Source organism: uncultured Algoriphagus sp. (assembly GCF_963974365.1).
Lineage (GTDB): Bacteria > Bacteroidota > Bacteroidia > Cytophagales > Cyclobacteriaceae > Algoriphagus.
The window spans coordinates 159,049-174,556 of the sequence record NZ_CAXBBX010000013.1 but is presented as its reverse complement, the minus strand read 5'-3'; the positions used below and the strand labels follow the sequence as shown (position 1 = coordinate 174,556).

Genomic DNA, 15,508 nt, shown 5'->3' with positions numbered 1-15,508 from the left:
TAGGATAAGTGATAGATTAATTTTAAGTAATTTTTTAAATTAAAATCATCTCGATATCTATCTTTAAGCCAAACTTATTCTCTCTATGAAAAAATTTGCTTGGATTGCCGGAATCGTAATAATCGGATTATTAGCTGGTATTTTTTGGTATAAATTCTATTTCGTGTTCGGTGAGGGGGTAAAAGCCGGAAGTTTAAATTACTTCGTGAAAAAAGGAGTAGTGTTCAAAACCTACGAAGGTCGCGTTGTTCAGGAAGGGTTTCAGAGCCCAACTGCTGGCGGATTGCAAAGTAATGAGTTTCGGTTCAGTGTAGTAGACTCAGAGATCGCAGAGCAGCTAGAAAGAGCTTCAGGCAAGTTTGTAGAACTTCGCTACAAAGAATATAATGGAATGCTCCCTTGGAGAGGGACCAGCAACTTCGTAGTGACCGAAGTGCTCACAGTCAATAATGCGGGCAAAACTGACGGATCAGCCTTGCCCTTTGATCAATAATTAAGGACGAGTCCAGTAATCAACTACGGTTACTTTATCCAAATGAGGACCTAGAATAGCGCCGAAAGCCGCATGAGCTGGATGTGGCAAATATGCGTCTCTAGCTTCCTCAGAATAAAAAGTCAAGGTGAAAGCATGTGTCAGGCCTTGATTCAATTCTTCCGGACTAGAGTTAACGCCCCATTCAAAATCTTCGATTCCGTCAATTTCATTTTTAAGATTTCGGAAAGCATCTACTACTGTTTGAATATCCTCAGGAGTTGAAGTTTCTTTAAAACTGAAATAAACATTGTGTCGTAGGACGGAATCTGGTTTTGCTGGCATAACTACTTCTTGGATTTCTTTAATTTCTGTTTCGACTTGTTTCTCTCCTTTTTCTGCGCAGGAAAGCGCTAAGACTAAAGGAAGAAAATAGAGTAATTTTTTCATAGGTTATAGATTTTTGACCAATCTAAGGAGATTCACCAAAATATTCTAAACCTAAAACTCTTTATAAACCCAACTTCCAAGTAATCGAAAGGTTAAAATGTTTTCTATATATTTAACGAAAATTTAGTAGATCTACGAAACTCAAACAAATGAAACAGCCGTATTATTCCATATTAGTACTCAGCCTGATAATCCTTTCGATAACATCAGGATGCAATTCCAATTCAAGAGACACTTCTACAAGTGAAGCGGAGAATTATGAATTGGTCAAAATTGATTCTTTCCAAGTTGATAATTTCACCCGGGTAAATATTTTAGACTACAATCCAAATGAAAAAATATTCTTGGGATATTCTATCAATGAAGATGACCTAGTGGAGATCTCCGAAAGTGGTGAGATTCTGAATCGTGCCCATAGAAAAGGTGATGGGCCATCAAATTATGGAAACTGGAATCCAATTGGTTTAGGATTTGGACCTGAAGGGCAGCGAATAGTCGAATTGCCTTTCGAGCTAATCAGCTATGATAAAAACTACGAGATTGTAAAAAGACTTAGAATTCCTTCTCCTCTTCCCGTTCGGGCGAATACACCATTTGGAAGCCCTCCATACTTCCAACATAATGATACCACCTTTCTCTTGGTGGGACCAAGCAATTACTTCACCGCTACCTACCTTATTCACAATCAAGAGGGAAAGGATACACTTCAGAATTTTTATCAATTGAATTTACAAACTGGAGCCATCAAAACGGTGGTTCCTTATGAAGCCAATTCAATCTATAATGTTACAGAAAACATCTACCCAGAATTGATGGGGAAATCATTTTTCATAGACCATGACAACAATGAATTGGTGCTTGTGCAAAATCTGGATACCGAACTATTGGTTTATGATTTACCTGGCATGACATTAAAAAAATCAATCCCAATAACTCATTCCGAATTCCTAACATATTCACCAGTCCCTGTAGAAACTGCCTTTTCGGATGAAAGAGCAATTGCCTTGGGAAGACTTTCCGCAAGAAATCAGAAGCTTTTCAACTTGGGAGATCACACCTACCTTCTCCAATATTTCACAGGAATATCCCAATCAGAATACGATAGTAGAACTACGGAAGAGGTTCCGTATCTAGGTCGATTTGACAAAAATGAACAGCGGATAGTGATTTTCAAAAATGGTGAACAAGTCACAATGGAGCTTTTAGGAATAAATGGAAGTGTTGTTCTTTCATTACCAGACCAGAAATTATTAGTGCAAGAGCCAGAAAATTCGGAGATTGAAGAAGAGTTTACCCGCTTCTCTATCTATCAACTAAAATCCAACTGACCATGAGAGTGGCATTTTTCAGCACCAAATCCTACGACAAAGAAAGTTTCAATCATTATCTGCCCGATCATTCTCACGAGTTCACCTATTTCGAACCAAAACTAGACAGCAATACCATCGCTTTAGCTGAAGGGTATGATGCCATATGCTCGTTTGTAAATGATCATTTAGATGAAAAAACTCTGATTAAACTTGATGAATTGGGTGTAAAAAACATTGTCCTAAGATGCGCTGGATACAATCAGGTCAATCTGGAAAAAGCTGCGGAACTAGGATTCAAACTGTGTAGAGTGCCAGCGTATAGTCCAGAAGCTGTGGCCGAGCATGCACTTGCACTATTAATGACCCTGAGCCGTAAAACTCACAAAGCCTATAACCGCGTCAGAGAAAATAACTATTCCATCGAAGGACTTACTGGGTTCAATATACACGGTAAAACTGTAGGAGTAATAGGGACAGGTGCTATTGGAAAAGCCTTTTGTGAAATCATGCTAGGAATAGGCTGCAAACTGCTTGCACATGACATTTATGAAAATGAGGAGCTTAAAAAGCTTGGTGTTACTTACCTGACTTTAGACGAGCTATTTGCTCAAAGTGATATCATTTCACTTCATTGCCCTTTGACACCTGATACTTTTCATTTGATAAACTCTACCACGCTGAGCAAGATGAAAAATGGAGTTGTCATCCTCAACACAAGCAGAGGAGCATTGATTGAAACAAAATCGGTAATCAAGGCATTGAAAACCCGCAAAGTAGGCAATTTAGGAATCGATGTATATGAGCAGGAAGAAAACCTATTTTTTCAGAACCTATCAGAAACCATCGTGCTGGATGAGCAAATCGCACGGCTGATGACTTTCCCCAACGTGCTAATCACAGGGCACCAAGCGTTTCTTACTCAGGAGGCTTTAGCACAAATCGCGAAAATCACGCTTCAAAACTTAGATGAACTAGCAGCCGGAGGAGATCTGAGTAATGAAATCAAGTGGAAAAGTGAGTGACGTATTGAGATTGAAATTCAAATTATAAGAAATAAGCTATCAAACATCAATTCCAAAAAGCACAAAAAAATGCCTGCAAATCAGAGATCTGCAGGCATTAAACTTTGTATTTCTAATTGGGCAAGCCCGATAGGAATTACTTAGCTACTTTCACGTTCACAGCGTTAACGCCTTTTTTACCTTGAACTACGTCATAAGTAACGTGATCGTTCTCACGGATTTCGTGTACTAGACCTGAGTGGTGTACAAATACATCTTCACTGTTGTCTGCTGGTGTAATAAAACCAAAACCTTTGGTTGTGTTAAAGAATTTTACTGTTCCTTCATTCATGATTACTAACTTTTTAAATTGGTGTTTCTATTATTTTGTTGTTGTGCATTGTTCGGATAATCTCTACGAGGAGGATTCTCTTTCCTTTGCGGGTTTTCTTTTTTCGGTGGTTCTGGTTCTGGCGGAGTGTCTGAGATGTTACCAAACTCATCCACGTACGCAATCATATCGTCCAGATCTCCGCTTTTCGGCTGATCTTTACGAGCAGCCATCTTCTCTTGCTTTTCTCTCTTTTTTCTTTTCTTAAGTTCTGCTTTTTGCTTTTTAATGAATGTGTTCTGGTTTTTTGACATATCGCGATTTTAATTGACAAATGTTATGGCCTTACCGGTTTTTCCGGCCCGACCTGTCCGGCCTATTCTGTGGATATAACTATCCATAGACATGGGAAGCTGAAAGTTGATCACATGGGATACATCAGCTACGTCTATACCTCTGGCAGCTACATCGGTTGCTACCAGTACTCGAGTCATTCCAGTTTTGAACTCATCGATCGTTCTATTTCTGAAATTCTGAGATTTGTTTCCATGAATCAACCCAGATTTTATTCCGGACTGATTTAATTGCTTGCTTAACTTATCTGCGAGTCTTTTGGTTTCAGTGAAAATAATCACCTTCTCCAACTCATTTCCTTTAAATAAATCAGCAAGTATATCAAACTTATTCTTGCCTTCCGGCACACGAATAATTTCTTGATCTACATTTTCACTGGTTGTTCCCCCAGTATTTACTTTGATCTCTACTGGATTGTTAAGCAACCCATCGATCAGTGCTTTTTGACTTGGTTCTAAAGTCGCAGAGAAGAGCATTGTCTGACTTCTCTTCGTCATCAAATTTACGAGTTTTTTCACATCATGAACAAAACCCATATCCAGCATCCTATCAAACTCATCCAACACAAGAGTATTTACTCGATTGAGATGCAATAGTTTACGGTTTGAAAGATCCAACAATCTACCAGGAGTACCTACGATTACGTGAAGCTTTCTGCTCAAAGCCTTGAAGTCTGAATTGATATTCGTTCCACCTATAAATGTGTTGGAATACAAATTCATTCCTTTGCTCAGGCTTTTGAATTCTTCTTCGATCTGCAGTGCCAACTCACGAGTAGGTGTTACGATCAAAGCAGTGAAATTCTGGGGATCTAGCTTTGCATGCTCAATAATAGGAATCAAAAAAGCTCCAGTCTTACCCGAACCTGTATTTGAAATCCCAAGCAAATCTCTTCTTTCCATCAGGGACGGAATAGCTTGCTCTTGAATATTGGTCATGCTTTCATAACCTTTTGCCTCAAGATTTCTCAACAACGAAGCATTGAGCTTGACACTTTTAAATGGAGTCTCCGAACGAAATCCCTGCTGTCCGCTAGGCTGTGCCTTTTTGACAAACAAGTTAGGATCAAGCTTGGATTCCTTCTTTTTATTTTGACCTGGTCTTCCCGCAGGACGTGCATTACGTCTTTGGTTAGCTGCTGGTCTTGTATTACTATTTCTATTGTTATTCATAATTAATTAGGCTTTAACTGGCTCTACTTCGGGAGAATTCCCCAATACATAGAGCATTTTAAAATGATCCAATACAGCCAATAAAAAATGTGGTTTTGAATAGTAAGGCACATTAAATTCTTCCGCGGTAGCCTTTACTATAGGTGCAATTTCCCTATAATGCACATGGCAAATGTCAGGAAATAAATGATGCTCAACTTGATAATTCAATCCTCCAACAAACCAGAATAAAACCTTATTATTTGGAGCAAAATTACAAGTGGTAGCCAATTGATGTAAAATTCTCTCGCCTTCTACTACTCCGTCGGTATCAGCCTTAGGAAAATCTACATCCTCTACTATATGCGCAATTTGGAACACCATCGTAATGACTAGTCCTGTCACAAAGTGCATCATAATAAATGCAAGAATGATCATTCCAATAGAGAATGGCGAAAATATAATCGGCAACCCCAATACGACAGAGAAGTAGGCTAGTTTAAGGAATATCAATTTAATAATCCCCTTTCTATACGCTTTCTCACCGCCTTTTACTAAGCCTCTGTTATAATATCTCGTAAATCTGATGAAGTCTTTTGCAGTCACCCAGGAAAGTGTAGATAGAGAGTAGAAGAACCAAGCATACAAATGTTGGTATTTGTGCATAGGAGTCACCGGCACATCAGGGGTAAACCTCAAAAAGAAGGGTGCATTGATGTCGTCATCATGCTCGTGAATATTTGTATAGCTATGATGAAGTACATTGTGCTGCAAGTGCCATACCATTGAACTAGCGCCCACCATATCCAGCGTATAGCCAACCCACGTATTTACACTTTTATGCTTTGAATAAGATCCATGAACAGCGTCATGCATCACTCCCATTCCTACTCCTGCCATACCGATCGCCGATATGAAAAAGCATCCAAACAACTGAGGTGTGGTAGAAGCAACACCGGTAATCACTAAAATAAGAGGCACGACAAACAAGGAAATCAAGATGATTGACTTGATGACCATCTGAGTATTTCCATACTTAGATTTGTTTGTGGACTTGAAATGTCCATAAACTCTCTGTCTTAGTGTTTGGGAGAATTCAGATAATTCTGATTCTGAGAACCTTACTGTCTTAATGGCACTGAAATTAAATTATAAATACTAATGTTTCCCGTGGGATTTTCTCTGCAGATTTTAATTCCAAGATTGGATTTGACCAGTTCTTTTGAATTAAAAAAGTAGGAAGATGAAGAATTAAAACCTTGCGAGGGGAAACTCTTGAATTTGCTACTTAAGCAGGTTGATAATCAACGCATACTCTATTTCAAGTAAAAAGGTTATCCGAAGACATCGCCTTTATGCGTACAAAGGTGAGGAGAAGATTTCGTATATCCTAATTACGCCTCAATACTACCTCATCTCTTCACTCTAAATAAATAATTAGACTTCAAAAAACCAAGAAGTTGCATACTTCACTGGTCAATAAAAGCACCTAATATCATTTACAAATCACTATGCCAGAATTTAAATAGTCGTATCGAACCTTTTCCAGAATCAATTCCATCTCCAATTCACAATCCCATTAACGTGAATCATACCCACCTTATTATAAATTTGATTTGGGTTTAAACGTTGGTTGCCTATACTTTCCTTATTCATGACCAACAACTGAAAATCGAGCTTCCGGATTGATTTGGGAGCATATTTCACTCCCAAGTTTATTTGCCGATAGGATGGCATGTTGTATTTATTTTCCGAAGGAGCATTCAAAGGAGGCAGCCAGTGAAAACCAAAATGAGCAAATGCACTTAATGCTGTATTAGGAAAAGTATACTCTGCAAAAGCAACGAGCGCATCCAAGTAGCTAAAGCCTTCATTTCTTTCCCTGGGAATAAAAGTATACCAAGCATCTTTCCCCCACTCTCTAGGACTGAGCCAAATCCCTCGCCCTCCTGTTTTGGTATAATTCAAATGTAAATCCCAAGCAGACTTTTTATAGCCAAATCTGGTAGAAAAAGCCCAATTTCTGTCTTCAGGGTTCTTGTATTGAAAAATAGGATCAGAATTCCCGCCAGCTCCCAAACCTGACTGAAATCCAGCTTGAACTCCCCAAAGCCAAGTAATTCCGGCTTGCTCGTTCTTCCATCTTTTTTCTCCTTGTGCCCAAAGTGTGTTTGAAATGTTTTGAACTAGCGTATTCGAAGCACTCAAATTAAATCCTTCCCAATCTTTGGCGACTTCTGCAATCCCAATCCAGTCACTTTCTGTCTTTCCAGCGTATTGGGAAGCTTCTCCATCTGGATCTCTCCCGACGGGAAAAACACCAATGCTTTCTCCAACTGACAGCCATTCACTCGTTCCTCGTACGCTCACCTTTCCAATCCCCCAAACAGAAAACTTCCATTTACTATCCGTGACTAACCAGGCATTTGCGCCTTCTATTCCAGTAGGTGAAAGCCTCCCATCTTGCGCATTAATCCAATCTTCATTGATAGCTATTCTTCCTGCGGAAATCCCCCAGCTTTCTTTTGAGTAGGTTAATGATAGGTTTTCCAATTTACCAAAAAACCTGTCGTCTTGATCTAACAAATCAAACAAACCAACTTCGTACCTATTCTCTCCACCACTTACAGGATCCGGAGCCGTCAGATCGCTACTCCACAGATTTGCAAATATCCTGTAGCCAACACGAAACTTCCAATGTTCAGAATAGGTGAGTGTTGTACCTAAGTTTAAACTTGTACCTAAAGCATAATCATCCTTATAGGGATCAGAGTAGCTTGTACTCATCCAAAACATCCGGAAATGGACATCAGGTGAGACTTTAAGCTTTTTCTCAATTTGCTGCGAAAAAGATAGAAACGGGATAAAAATGAGTAATCCAAATAAGAATTTTCTCATTTGCTTACAGCTTCTTTGATCGCCTGAAACGGGCCAAACTTATGCTGTTCCTCTGAAAATTCATCTGAATACGGCCCAAAAGGATGATCCATCGGTTTTTTGGAAATATCTGGCCAGTCATCAGGAAAATGTTTTTTCGGCCTATCCAAACTATTTACATAAGCCGCTACATCCCAAGACTCTTCATCTGAGAGCATTGGATTGTCATAGGTTGCCCCGAAAGGCATATTCGCTTTTACGTACCCAGCAAACCTAGACAATCTAAAAAGTCCCGCTCCCTGATTATAGCTATGTTCTCCCCAAAGCGGCGGATAGGTATAACCACTTCCATCTGATTTCTCCACCCCTTGTCCATCAATCATGTGGCAGGCTACACATAGCCTTTCATAAATCGTTTTACCCTTAATCGGATCAGCAGCTCTATCGAGCAAAGGAACCTCATACAGTCCAGCACCTTTTGGCTTTTCCCCATTTGGAACATCTTGCCCTAGCCAATTCATATAGGCGACCATGGCTATCATTTCCTTACTATCATTTGCCAATACCTCACCGTTGAGACTTCTTTGAAAGCAACCATTGATTCTCAATTGAATATCTTCTGATTTCCCCGATCTACCGCGCACTTTTGGATAGGTGCTCTTGGCTGCAGAATAGTTATTACCCAAAGGCACTGTCCCGGCCTGCAAGTGGCAATTTTGACAATTCAACCCATTCGAAATCTTCCTTACTTTTCCTTTTGGCCCAAGGTATTCTGAAGTATTTGCGATCAATTCTTTTCCATACTTTATATCCTCAGCATTTGGTTCGGAATCTACTTTGCTCCAATCTGGTGCAATCCACATCCCGACAGGGTCCATTAAAGTAGTTGACTTTTGAGGGAGGCCTGTTTCAGCCACATCAGCCAAAGCCTCAGTTGGTAATTTCAAACCGACTTGATCAAAATATAAAATACCACCAACTAAGGTTGCTAAAATAACCACCGTCATGATTAGCCCAGCGATCAGCGGAAACAATTTCAATAAAGGATTAGATGTCTGATTCATAGTTCTACAATGAAGCTACAAAAATGAAATTAATGATCCTTAATGCATGTGATGAAGATCACGTTGCAATTCAAAAAAGCGAGTTATTACTTAATTATCTGGTAATTATTTAGCCTCAGCCAAAAACACCTGCTTATCACCCACAATTCCCTCAACCATAAAACGGCCTTGATCTTGGTACAAATGAATATCCAAAACATCACCCATGACACATTCTGCCAGATAATTAATCAAAAATGGAAGCGTGTGACAGTTATTCTCTCTAAGGATATTTTCCACCCAGCATACATAGCTGGTATTGTTAACATGATTATTCAAGTCCAAATCAGAATGCCTCACTTTCAATTTCTCACTAGTTATAAGCGCTCCCTTGAGCCTGATCTTTTCTGGCTGCCAAGCAGGTTTTTCTTCAGGATCAAAAAGTTCTGGTGGCAATGCATTTTCTGGTCTAAAAATCCTTTTTGTAACGACATTCATCAAAACCCATGAACTCATCCCTCGGGCTAAAACGTCTCCTTCAGGATTGGTGATTAAAAATTCACGAAATGCAAAAAGCTTATCAACACCCCTTCCTGCAGTATAAACCTTGATCGAATCTCCCCATGAAGGCAAGTTCTCACATTTAATCTCTATTCGGGAAAGAATCCAAGAGAGATTCTGCTCTTGTAGGTTCCTTCCAAAATCAGCCGAATCAGCATGTCGCCAAGCGATTTCCTGAAACAAATTTGACAATGCCGTCAAGCTCAACTTCCCATCTGGATCGACCTGATAGGAACGAACTTCAAAATCTTTTTGAAACTGAAAGGAAGGATTCAAACTCATTTAGTTCGGTTAGGTGAAGGCTTGACCGGAATAAGAAAAACAGCTTTTCTGACACTTGAAAGCAAGGTGATTCCCAATCCAGCTACTGCAATTAGTGCAAAAGACACTTTTAAATTAAATAATTCTGCAATAAATCCGATCATAGGCGGGCCAAGCAAAAACCCAAAAAATGAAATCGTAGAAACCAACGCCAATGCGACACTTGGCGAATACAACTTGGATCTACCTGCGATGCTGTAGGATAACGGAATTATTGAAGCCACTCCTAGACCAACCAGTAAAAATCCAGCTGTAGCAATAAGTACAGTAGGGAACACCACAGCTAAACTCAGTCCAATAAAGATCAAAACACCACTCACTTGGATCACTTCAACTTTTGTATACCTAGCAGCAACTTTATCCGTAATAAATCTCCCCGCTGCCATGGTTCCCATGAATGCGACATAGCCCAAAGCGATTAATGAAGGATCTGATTGAATTACTTTTTTGAAATAAACTCCAGACCAATCAAACATACAACCCTCGGCCATCATCCCGAGAAAAGCTATCAAGCTGATTCTCATCAGTAGTGCATCTGGTTTTTTCAACACTAAACCTCCGCCACCTTCAGAGACTTTCTTATCCTTAATAATATAGCGCTGTGCAGAAAGTATAATTGTAATCGAAATCGCCATTACCACGAAGTAATGCTGCGCAGGTGAAAAGCCAATGAATATCATCAAAGCACCCAGACCAGCTCCAGAAAACCCCGCCAAACTCCACAAGCCATGAAAGGAAGCCAGGATGCTTTTCCCCATCTCATCTTCCAATCCTAATGCCTGCGTATTCAGCGAGATATTCATCACATTCCCGAGCATCCCATAAAGAATCAGAACAGGAATTAAAAACCAAGTAGTAGGCGCCAAACCTATTAAAGGCAAAGTCATGGCATAAGCAAAAGCTCCGAACATAACTACCGTACGGCTTCCAAATTGGTGCACCGCCCAGCCTGCAATAGGCAAACCTATGACAGATCCCAACGGCAAAAACAACAACAAAGTCCCCAATTGACCTTCTGAGAGATCAAACTTGGCTTGAATGTCCGGAATTCGTGCTGCCCAAGAAGCGAAGCAAAGTCCGACGAAAAAGAAAAAAGCCCCTAGGGCAACTCGTCTTTTGGAAAGTGTGTTCATGTAAATAGGTGGTTTAAGAGGCCCACAAAAGTACGGAACATTCGTTCAAAATCACGTGAGATCGAGAACATTGCCTCTAAAAACTAGTTACCTTAGTCTCACTAACCTTATCTAACACACATGGAATTGGTCATAGCAGGAGCCGTAATCGTTACCGCCATATTTATTGTTCGCTTTATTATTAAAAAAGTTTTTGATTAATCCCACCATTCCCCCCCCCCCATTAGCCGATCGAATACTAAAAATGCACTTTATACTATTTAATTGAACTTTAGGTTTCGTTCAACATATTTTTAAGTGAACATTTAACCATTATAAACATAAGAAAACACTTAATTAAAATAACCGGTGGGCTGTTTCTCTTCAGCTTAGTAGCGTTACTTCCTACAATCAGTGAAGCACAAGCAACCTGGTGTAATTGGATTCCTGAAACTGAAATGTGTGGTAAGAGCCCAGGAAATCCGTATTGTGCCGTTCCTGCACCTGATTGTGAAGTACCTGTTGTAGAATAATGCATGAATAAATAGTCCGGGAGTTCCCGGACTATTTCATATTTAAAATTAAAATGAAGCGACTCCTTTTACTATTTAGTACTACAATCATTTATTTTTCATGTCAACAAAACTCTGAAAAAAGTTCTTTCGGAACATTGGTGTTATCTGATAGCACAACATTATATATCAATGAAGAGATAGCACCTGTAACACATTCTATGCAATATAGTGATGGCTTTATTTACTGGTGGAATCAGAACAGAGGATCAATTACTCGATTGGATTTGAAAGATCTATCACAAATTAATTTTTTAAACTATGATTATGAAGGCCCCAATGGCGTGGGAACAGCAATGGGTTTTCACATCTTTAATGAAGACTCCATTCTTATACCCAAAGCGGGGAATCACCTTATTTATTTAATCAATATGAAGGGAGAAATTTTAAATCAATACGACTACTATACTGATTCAATAGATCTTTCACCAGCAATCTCCTTCTCAACTTTCGGTGTTAATTTTAAATCTTTTGGAAAAAAAATAATCGCGCTCAATCAAAGTTACCGTCCTGAGTTTTCCTCAATATCAGAAGCCAGGTTAAAAGAATACTATCCCTTTATTGAAATTGATCTTCAAAATAGCGAATCAAGAATATTACCATTTCAACTTTCAAATTCAATCCTTCAAGAAAATCAAGTACAGTTTGGCACTGCTTTCTGGATAAGAGACAAATTCATTTATGCAAAGCATTACGATAGCAGGATACTTTATGAGTTTAATCTTGAAAATTACTCTACTAAAGAATATGTCCTAGAGAGCAATTTGTTAAAAAACTACACGAACGATCATCTAGCTGGAGCTTCTATGATGGATCTAGATACATTTCAGAGAAAATACTATCAATCAGCCAAAACATTCGCATTTGCATACGACTCGCATCAAGGAATTTATTATGAGTTTGGGTGGCCTGGAGATGAAATACCAAGTGACAAACCCTTAACTAACATAGCTAGGTATTTACCATATTATGTGATTAACATATACAATGATGAATTCAAATTGATAGGAGAATATAAAACTCCAAGAAACACCTACTTACCTCATCTTTTTTTTATTGATGAAAATGGTTTAAATCTTTTTGCAAATCACCCTGATCGACCTAACGCACAAGAAGATGTGTTTGAAATCCATTCATTTAAATATATTGATTAAAGATGATTTTCCTGCAGGCTCAATTTGGGAGCTTATCCGAAAACTTACCGTAAACCCAAGTTCCTGCGATGGCAGAAAGTAGCGTAATAATCACCACAGTAAAACCAGATCCGATCTGAGCAAACAAGGGTCCTGGACAAGCTCCTGTAATCGCCCAGCCAAGTCCAAAGATAAATCCTCCGTAAATCTGCCCCTTGCGAAATTCTTTAGTTGGAATCTTGATTTCCTCTCCAGCAATGGATTTGATTTTCAACCGCTTGATCAATTGAATGGAAATAATCCCAACAACTATCGCCGAACCGATCACTCCATACATATGGAAAGAGTCCAAACGGAACATTTCCTGTATTCTAAACCAAGAAATAATCTCAGCTTTCACAAACACAATCCCGAATAAAATCCCCAGAATCAAATACTTCACTAAGGCAAAACCTCTCTCACCAGTCTCCTGGGAATTAGGAACATCACAAACCGCGTCCTGTATATTTCTATCTTCTACTTTCATTTTCTGTTGATTAAAATCCTACCAATTTCATTAAAGGAGCCAAAAACACCTGAGTCATCAGAAAGCCACCGACCATAAAAAAAATAGTGGCAACTAATGAAGGCCACTGCAAAGAACTGATCCCCATAATCGCATGACCTGATGTACATCCCCCTGCGTATCTAGTACCAAAACCAACCAGAAATCCTCCCAAAACAAAGAATACCAATCCTTTTGCCGTGAATAGATTTTCCCATGAGAAAATATCAGAAGGCATCAAGCCAGAGAAATCAGTGATCCCCAAGGCAGCCAAGTCAGCTTGCGTTTTGCTTGCAATGACGATTTCATCTGGATTGGACATAAAAGTAGTCGCTACAAAACCGCCGACTAAAACGCCTAGAACAAATATTAGATTCCAAGTCTCTTTTCTCCAGTTGTATTGAAAGAAAGGGATTTTGGCAGGAATACATATCGCGCAGACATGTCGAAGGGATGATGATATCCCAAAACTTTTATTCCCTAGAATAAGAAGTGCCGGAACAGTGAGCCCTATCAGCGGCCCAGCGACATACCACGGCCAGGGCTGGGAAATCCAGTCAATAAATTGATTCATAAGTTTTGTATTCGGGTGATTTACTTGAGTATTTACTCTTTTTGATCTCTGCAATCTCTTCCTCTTTGCTTATCAGGTCAGATGACCGGTGACCGAAGTAGCCTAAATGCTATAGAGATGCCTTTACATTTAAAATGACAAAGCAAGTGGTCTGTGATGACACAGACCACGGTTCTACTATTATTCTATATCCTAATGTCTTGAATCTAATGTCTTAAGTCTTGGTACTAATTACGTGCTACTCAAAGCAACGTAGTTGGACAAACAAATTCTGTAATCTTAAAATCTCCAGATTCCTTAAGGTCTTTGAATCCACCTTTGACATCGATAAGATTATCATAGCCTCTCGCTCTCAAGATAGAATTGAAAACCATAGATCTATAGCCACCCGCACAATGCACGTAGTAGGTTTTATCCTTGTCTATCTTCGCCATGCTTTCATTGATATAATCAAGTGGTGCGTTTTCTGCATCTTGCACATGCTCAGACTGGAATTCACTTTCTTTCCTCACATCCAAAATGGAAATATCAGGATTTGATTTTTGAATGTCGGAAAGCTCATCTGCACCAATGGACTTGATCTGATCTATCTCTTCACCTGATTTCTCCCAAGCTTCAAATCCACCTTTCAAGTAGCCAATAGCATAGTCATAGCCCACTCGCGCTAATCTGGTAACTACTTCTTCCTCTCTTCCCTCTTCTGCTACCACCAAAATTTGCTGCTTCAAATCTGGGATCATCGCTCCTACCCACACAGCAAAGCTTCCGTCGATTCCTATATTGATTGAGTTTGGCACAAAGCCTTTGGCAAAAACCTGCGGAGCTCTTGTATCCAAAATCAACGCACCCGTTTCATTTGCTGCAGCTTCAAATTCTTTTGGACTTAGCGGTTTCACTCCTCTTTCCAACACATCATCAATGCTGTCATATCCTTCGATATTCATCATGACGTTTTGGGGAAAATAAGCCGGTGGTGGAGTCAAACCTGTGATCAACTGCTTAGTGAATTCTTTCTTACTCATCTCTTGCAATGCATAGTTCGTTTTCTTTTGGTTACCCAAAGAATCCGAAGTCTCCTTACTCATGTTTTTGCCGCATGCAGATCCTGCTCCATGCGCTGGATAGACGATTAGGTCATCTGGAAGTGGCATTATTTTATTTCGAAGGGAATCGTATAGATACCCTGCAAGCATTTCTTGCGTTAGATCTTTGACTACTTTCTGAGCCAAATCTGGCCTTCCTACATCACCAATAAATAAGGTATCACCTGTGAAAATAGCCTCAGGATTTCCTTCTTCATTGAAAAGCAAATAACAAGAACTTTCCATAGTATGGCCAGGTGTATGAATCAATTTGATTTTCGCTTTTCCGACCTGAAATTCTTCACCATCCTTAGCGATATGCGCCGCAAAACCCAGCTTCATATCAGTCGGGCCATAAACTATTTCAGCACCAGTTTTCTCAGCGAGGTCAATATGGCCCGATACGAAGTCAGCATGAAAGTGGGTCTCAAACACGTACTTGATCTTAGCGTTTCTTCGCTCAGCTTTCTCAATGTAAGGCTGCACTTCCCTTAGCGGATCAATTACCACTGCTTCTCCATCTGACTCAATGTAATAAGCTCCTTGGGCTAAACATCCTGTATATATCTGTTCGATTTTCATATCTATGTTATCTTATTTGCTTTTAATCTCTCCCCAAA

At 39.5% G+C, this 15,508-nt stretch carries 16 protein-coding genes; 4 read left to right on the top strand and 12 right to left on the bottom strand.

Annotated elements, in window-relative coordinates; all coding sequences use genetic code 11:
* Window positions 1–85 precede the first annotated feature (85 nt).
* On the top strand, window positions 86–493 hold the full coding sequence (locus AACZ87_RS17955) for a hypothetical protein (protein ID WP_339869189.1): 408 nt from the start codon (window positions 86–88) through the stop codon (window positions 491–493).
* Here the strand turns inward: AACZ87_RS17955 and AACZ87_RS17950 are convergent, their stop codons facing one another.
* On the bottom strand, window positions 494–922 hold the full coding sequence (locus AACZ87_RS17950; RefSeq protein WP_339869187.1) for a Dabb family protein: 429 nt from the start codon (window positions 920–922) through the stop codon (window positions 494–496).
* Between the two features lie 149 nt (window positions 923–1,071).
* Between AACZ87_RS17950 and AACZ87_RS17945 the strand changes: the two genes are divergently transcribed.
* The gene (locus AACZ87_RS17945) at window positions 1,072–2,250 is read left to right on the top strand and encodes a hypothetical protein (protein ID WP_339869185.1); all 1,179 of its coding nucleotides are present in this window, start codon (window positions 1,072–1,074) and stop codon (window positions 2,248–2,250) included.
* 2 nt (window positions 2,251–2,252) lie between these two features.
* A complete protein-coding gene (locus tag AACZ87_RS17940) occupies window positions 2,253–3,254 on the top strand; it encodes a 2-hydroxyacid dehydrogenase (protein WP_339869183.1) in 1,002 nt (333 codons plus the stop codon).
* 136 nt (window positions 3,255–3,390) lie between these two features.
* Here AACZ87_RS17940 and AACZ87_RS17935 read toward each other — a convergent pair whose 3' ends face one another.
* From AACZ87_RS17935 to AACZ87_RS17900, 8 genes are all read right to left on the bottom strand, one after another.
* Window positions 3,391–3,585 (bottom strand): cold-shock protein, encoded by a 195-nt coding sequence (locus tag AACZ87_RS17935; RefSeq protein WP_086501652.1) that lies wholly within the window; start codon window positions 3,583–3,585, stop codon window positions 3,391–3,393.
* 5 nt (window positions 3,586–3,590) lie between these two features.
* Entirely contained in the window at window positions 3,591–3,878 is a 288-nt protein-coding gene (locus tag AACZ87_RS17930) for a cold-shock protein (protein WP_339869182.1), read from the bottom strand.
* Between the two features lie 9 nt (window positions 3,879–3,887).
* Entirely contained in the window at window positions 3,888–5,090 is a 1,203-nt protein-coding gene (locus AACZ87_RS17925; protein ID WP_339869180.1) for a DEAD/DEAH box helicase, read from the bottom strand.
* A gap of 6 nt (window positions 5,091–5,096) precedes the next feature.
* Window positions 5,097–6,089, bottom strand: coding sequence for an acyl-CoA desaturase (locus tag AACZ87_RS17920; protein WP_339869178.1), 993 nt, complete (start codon window positions 6,087–6,089; stop codon window positions 5,097–5,099).
* Window positions 6,090–6,620: 531 nt separating this feature from the next.
* Window positions 6,621–7,967, bottom strand: coding sequence for a hypothetical protein (locus AACZ87_RS17915; protein ID WP_339869176.1), 1,347 nt, complete (start codon window positions 7,965–7,967; stop codon window positions 6,621–6,623).
* The gene (locus AACZ87_RS17910; RefSeq protein ID WP_339869174.1) at window positions 7,964–9,010 is read right to left on the bottom strand and encodes a c-type cytochrome; all 1,047 of its coding nucleotides are present in this window, start codon (window positions 9,008–9,010) and stop codon (window positions 7,964–7,966) included. Before AACZ87_RS17910 ends, AACZ87_RS17915 begins: the two co-directional genes overlap by 4 nt.
* A gap of 105 nt (window positions 9,011–9,115) precedes the next feature.
* Window positions 9,116–9,832 (bottom strand): acyl-ACP thioesterase domain-containing protein, encoded by a 717-nt coding sequence (locus AACZ87_RS17905; protein WP_339869172.1) that lies wholly within the window; start codon window positions 9,830–9,832, stop codon window positions 9,116–9,118.
* Window positions 9,829–11,004 (bottom strand): MFS transporter, encoded by a 1,176-nt coding sequence (locus AACZ87_RS17900; protein ID WP_339869170.1) that lies wholly within the window; start codon window positions 11,002–11,004, stop codon window positions 9,829–9,831. Before AACZ87_RS17900 ends, AACZ87_RS17905 begins: the two co-directional genes overlap by 4 nt.
* 565 nt (window positions 11,005–11,569) lie before the next feature.
* Here AACZ87_RS17900 and AACZ87_RS17895 point away from each other — a divergent pair.
* Window positions 11,570–12,709, top strand: coding sequence for a DUF4221 family protein (locus tag AACZ87_RS17895; protein WP_339869168.1), 1,140 nt, complete (start codon window positions 11,570–11,572; stop codon window positions 12,707–12,709).
* 19 nt (window positions 12,710–12,728) lie between these two features.
* Here the strand turns inward: AACZ87_RS17895 and AACZ87_RS17890 are convergent, their stop codons facing one another.
* From AACZ87_RS17890 to AACZ87_RS17880, 3 genes are all read right to left on the bottom strand, one after another.
* The gene (locus AACZ87_RS17890) at window positions 12,729–13,214 is read right to left on the bottom strand and encodes a DUF6691 family protein (RefSeq protein WP_339869167.1); all 486 of its coding nucleotides are present in this window, start codon (window positions 13,212–13,214) and stop codon (window positions 12,729–12,731) included.
* Between the two features lie 10 nt (window positions 13,215–13,224).
* A complete protein-coding gene (locus tag AACZ87_RS17885; protein WP_339869165.1) occupies window positions 13,225–13,860 on the bottom strand; it encodes a YeeE/YedE thiosulfate transporter family protein in 636 nt (211 codons plus the stop codon).
* Window positions 13,861–14,048: 188 nt separating this feature from the next.
* Window positions 14,049–15,470 (bottom strand): MBL fold metallo-hydrolase, encoded by a 1,422-nt coding sequence (locus tag AACZ87_RS17880; protein ID WP_339869162.1) that lies wholly within the window; start codon window positions 15,468–15,470, stop codon window positions 14,049–14,051.
* Window positions 15,471–15,508: the final 38 nt, after the last annotated feature.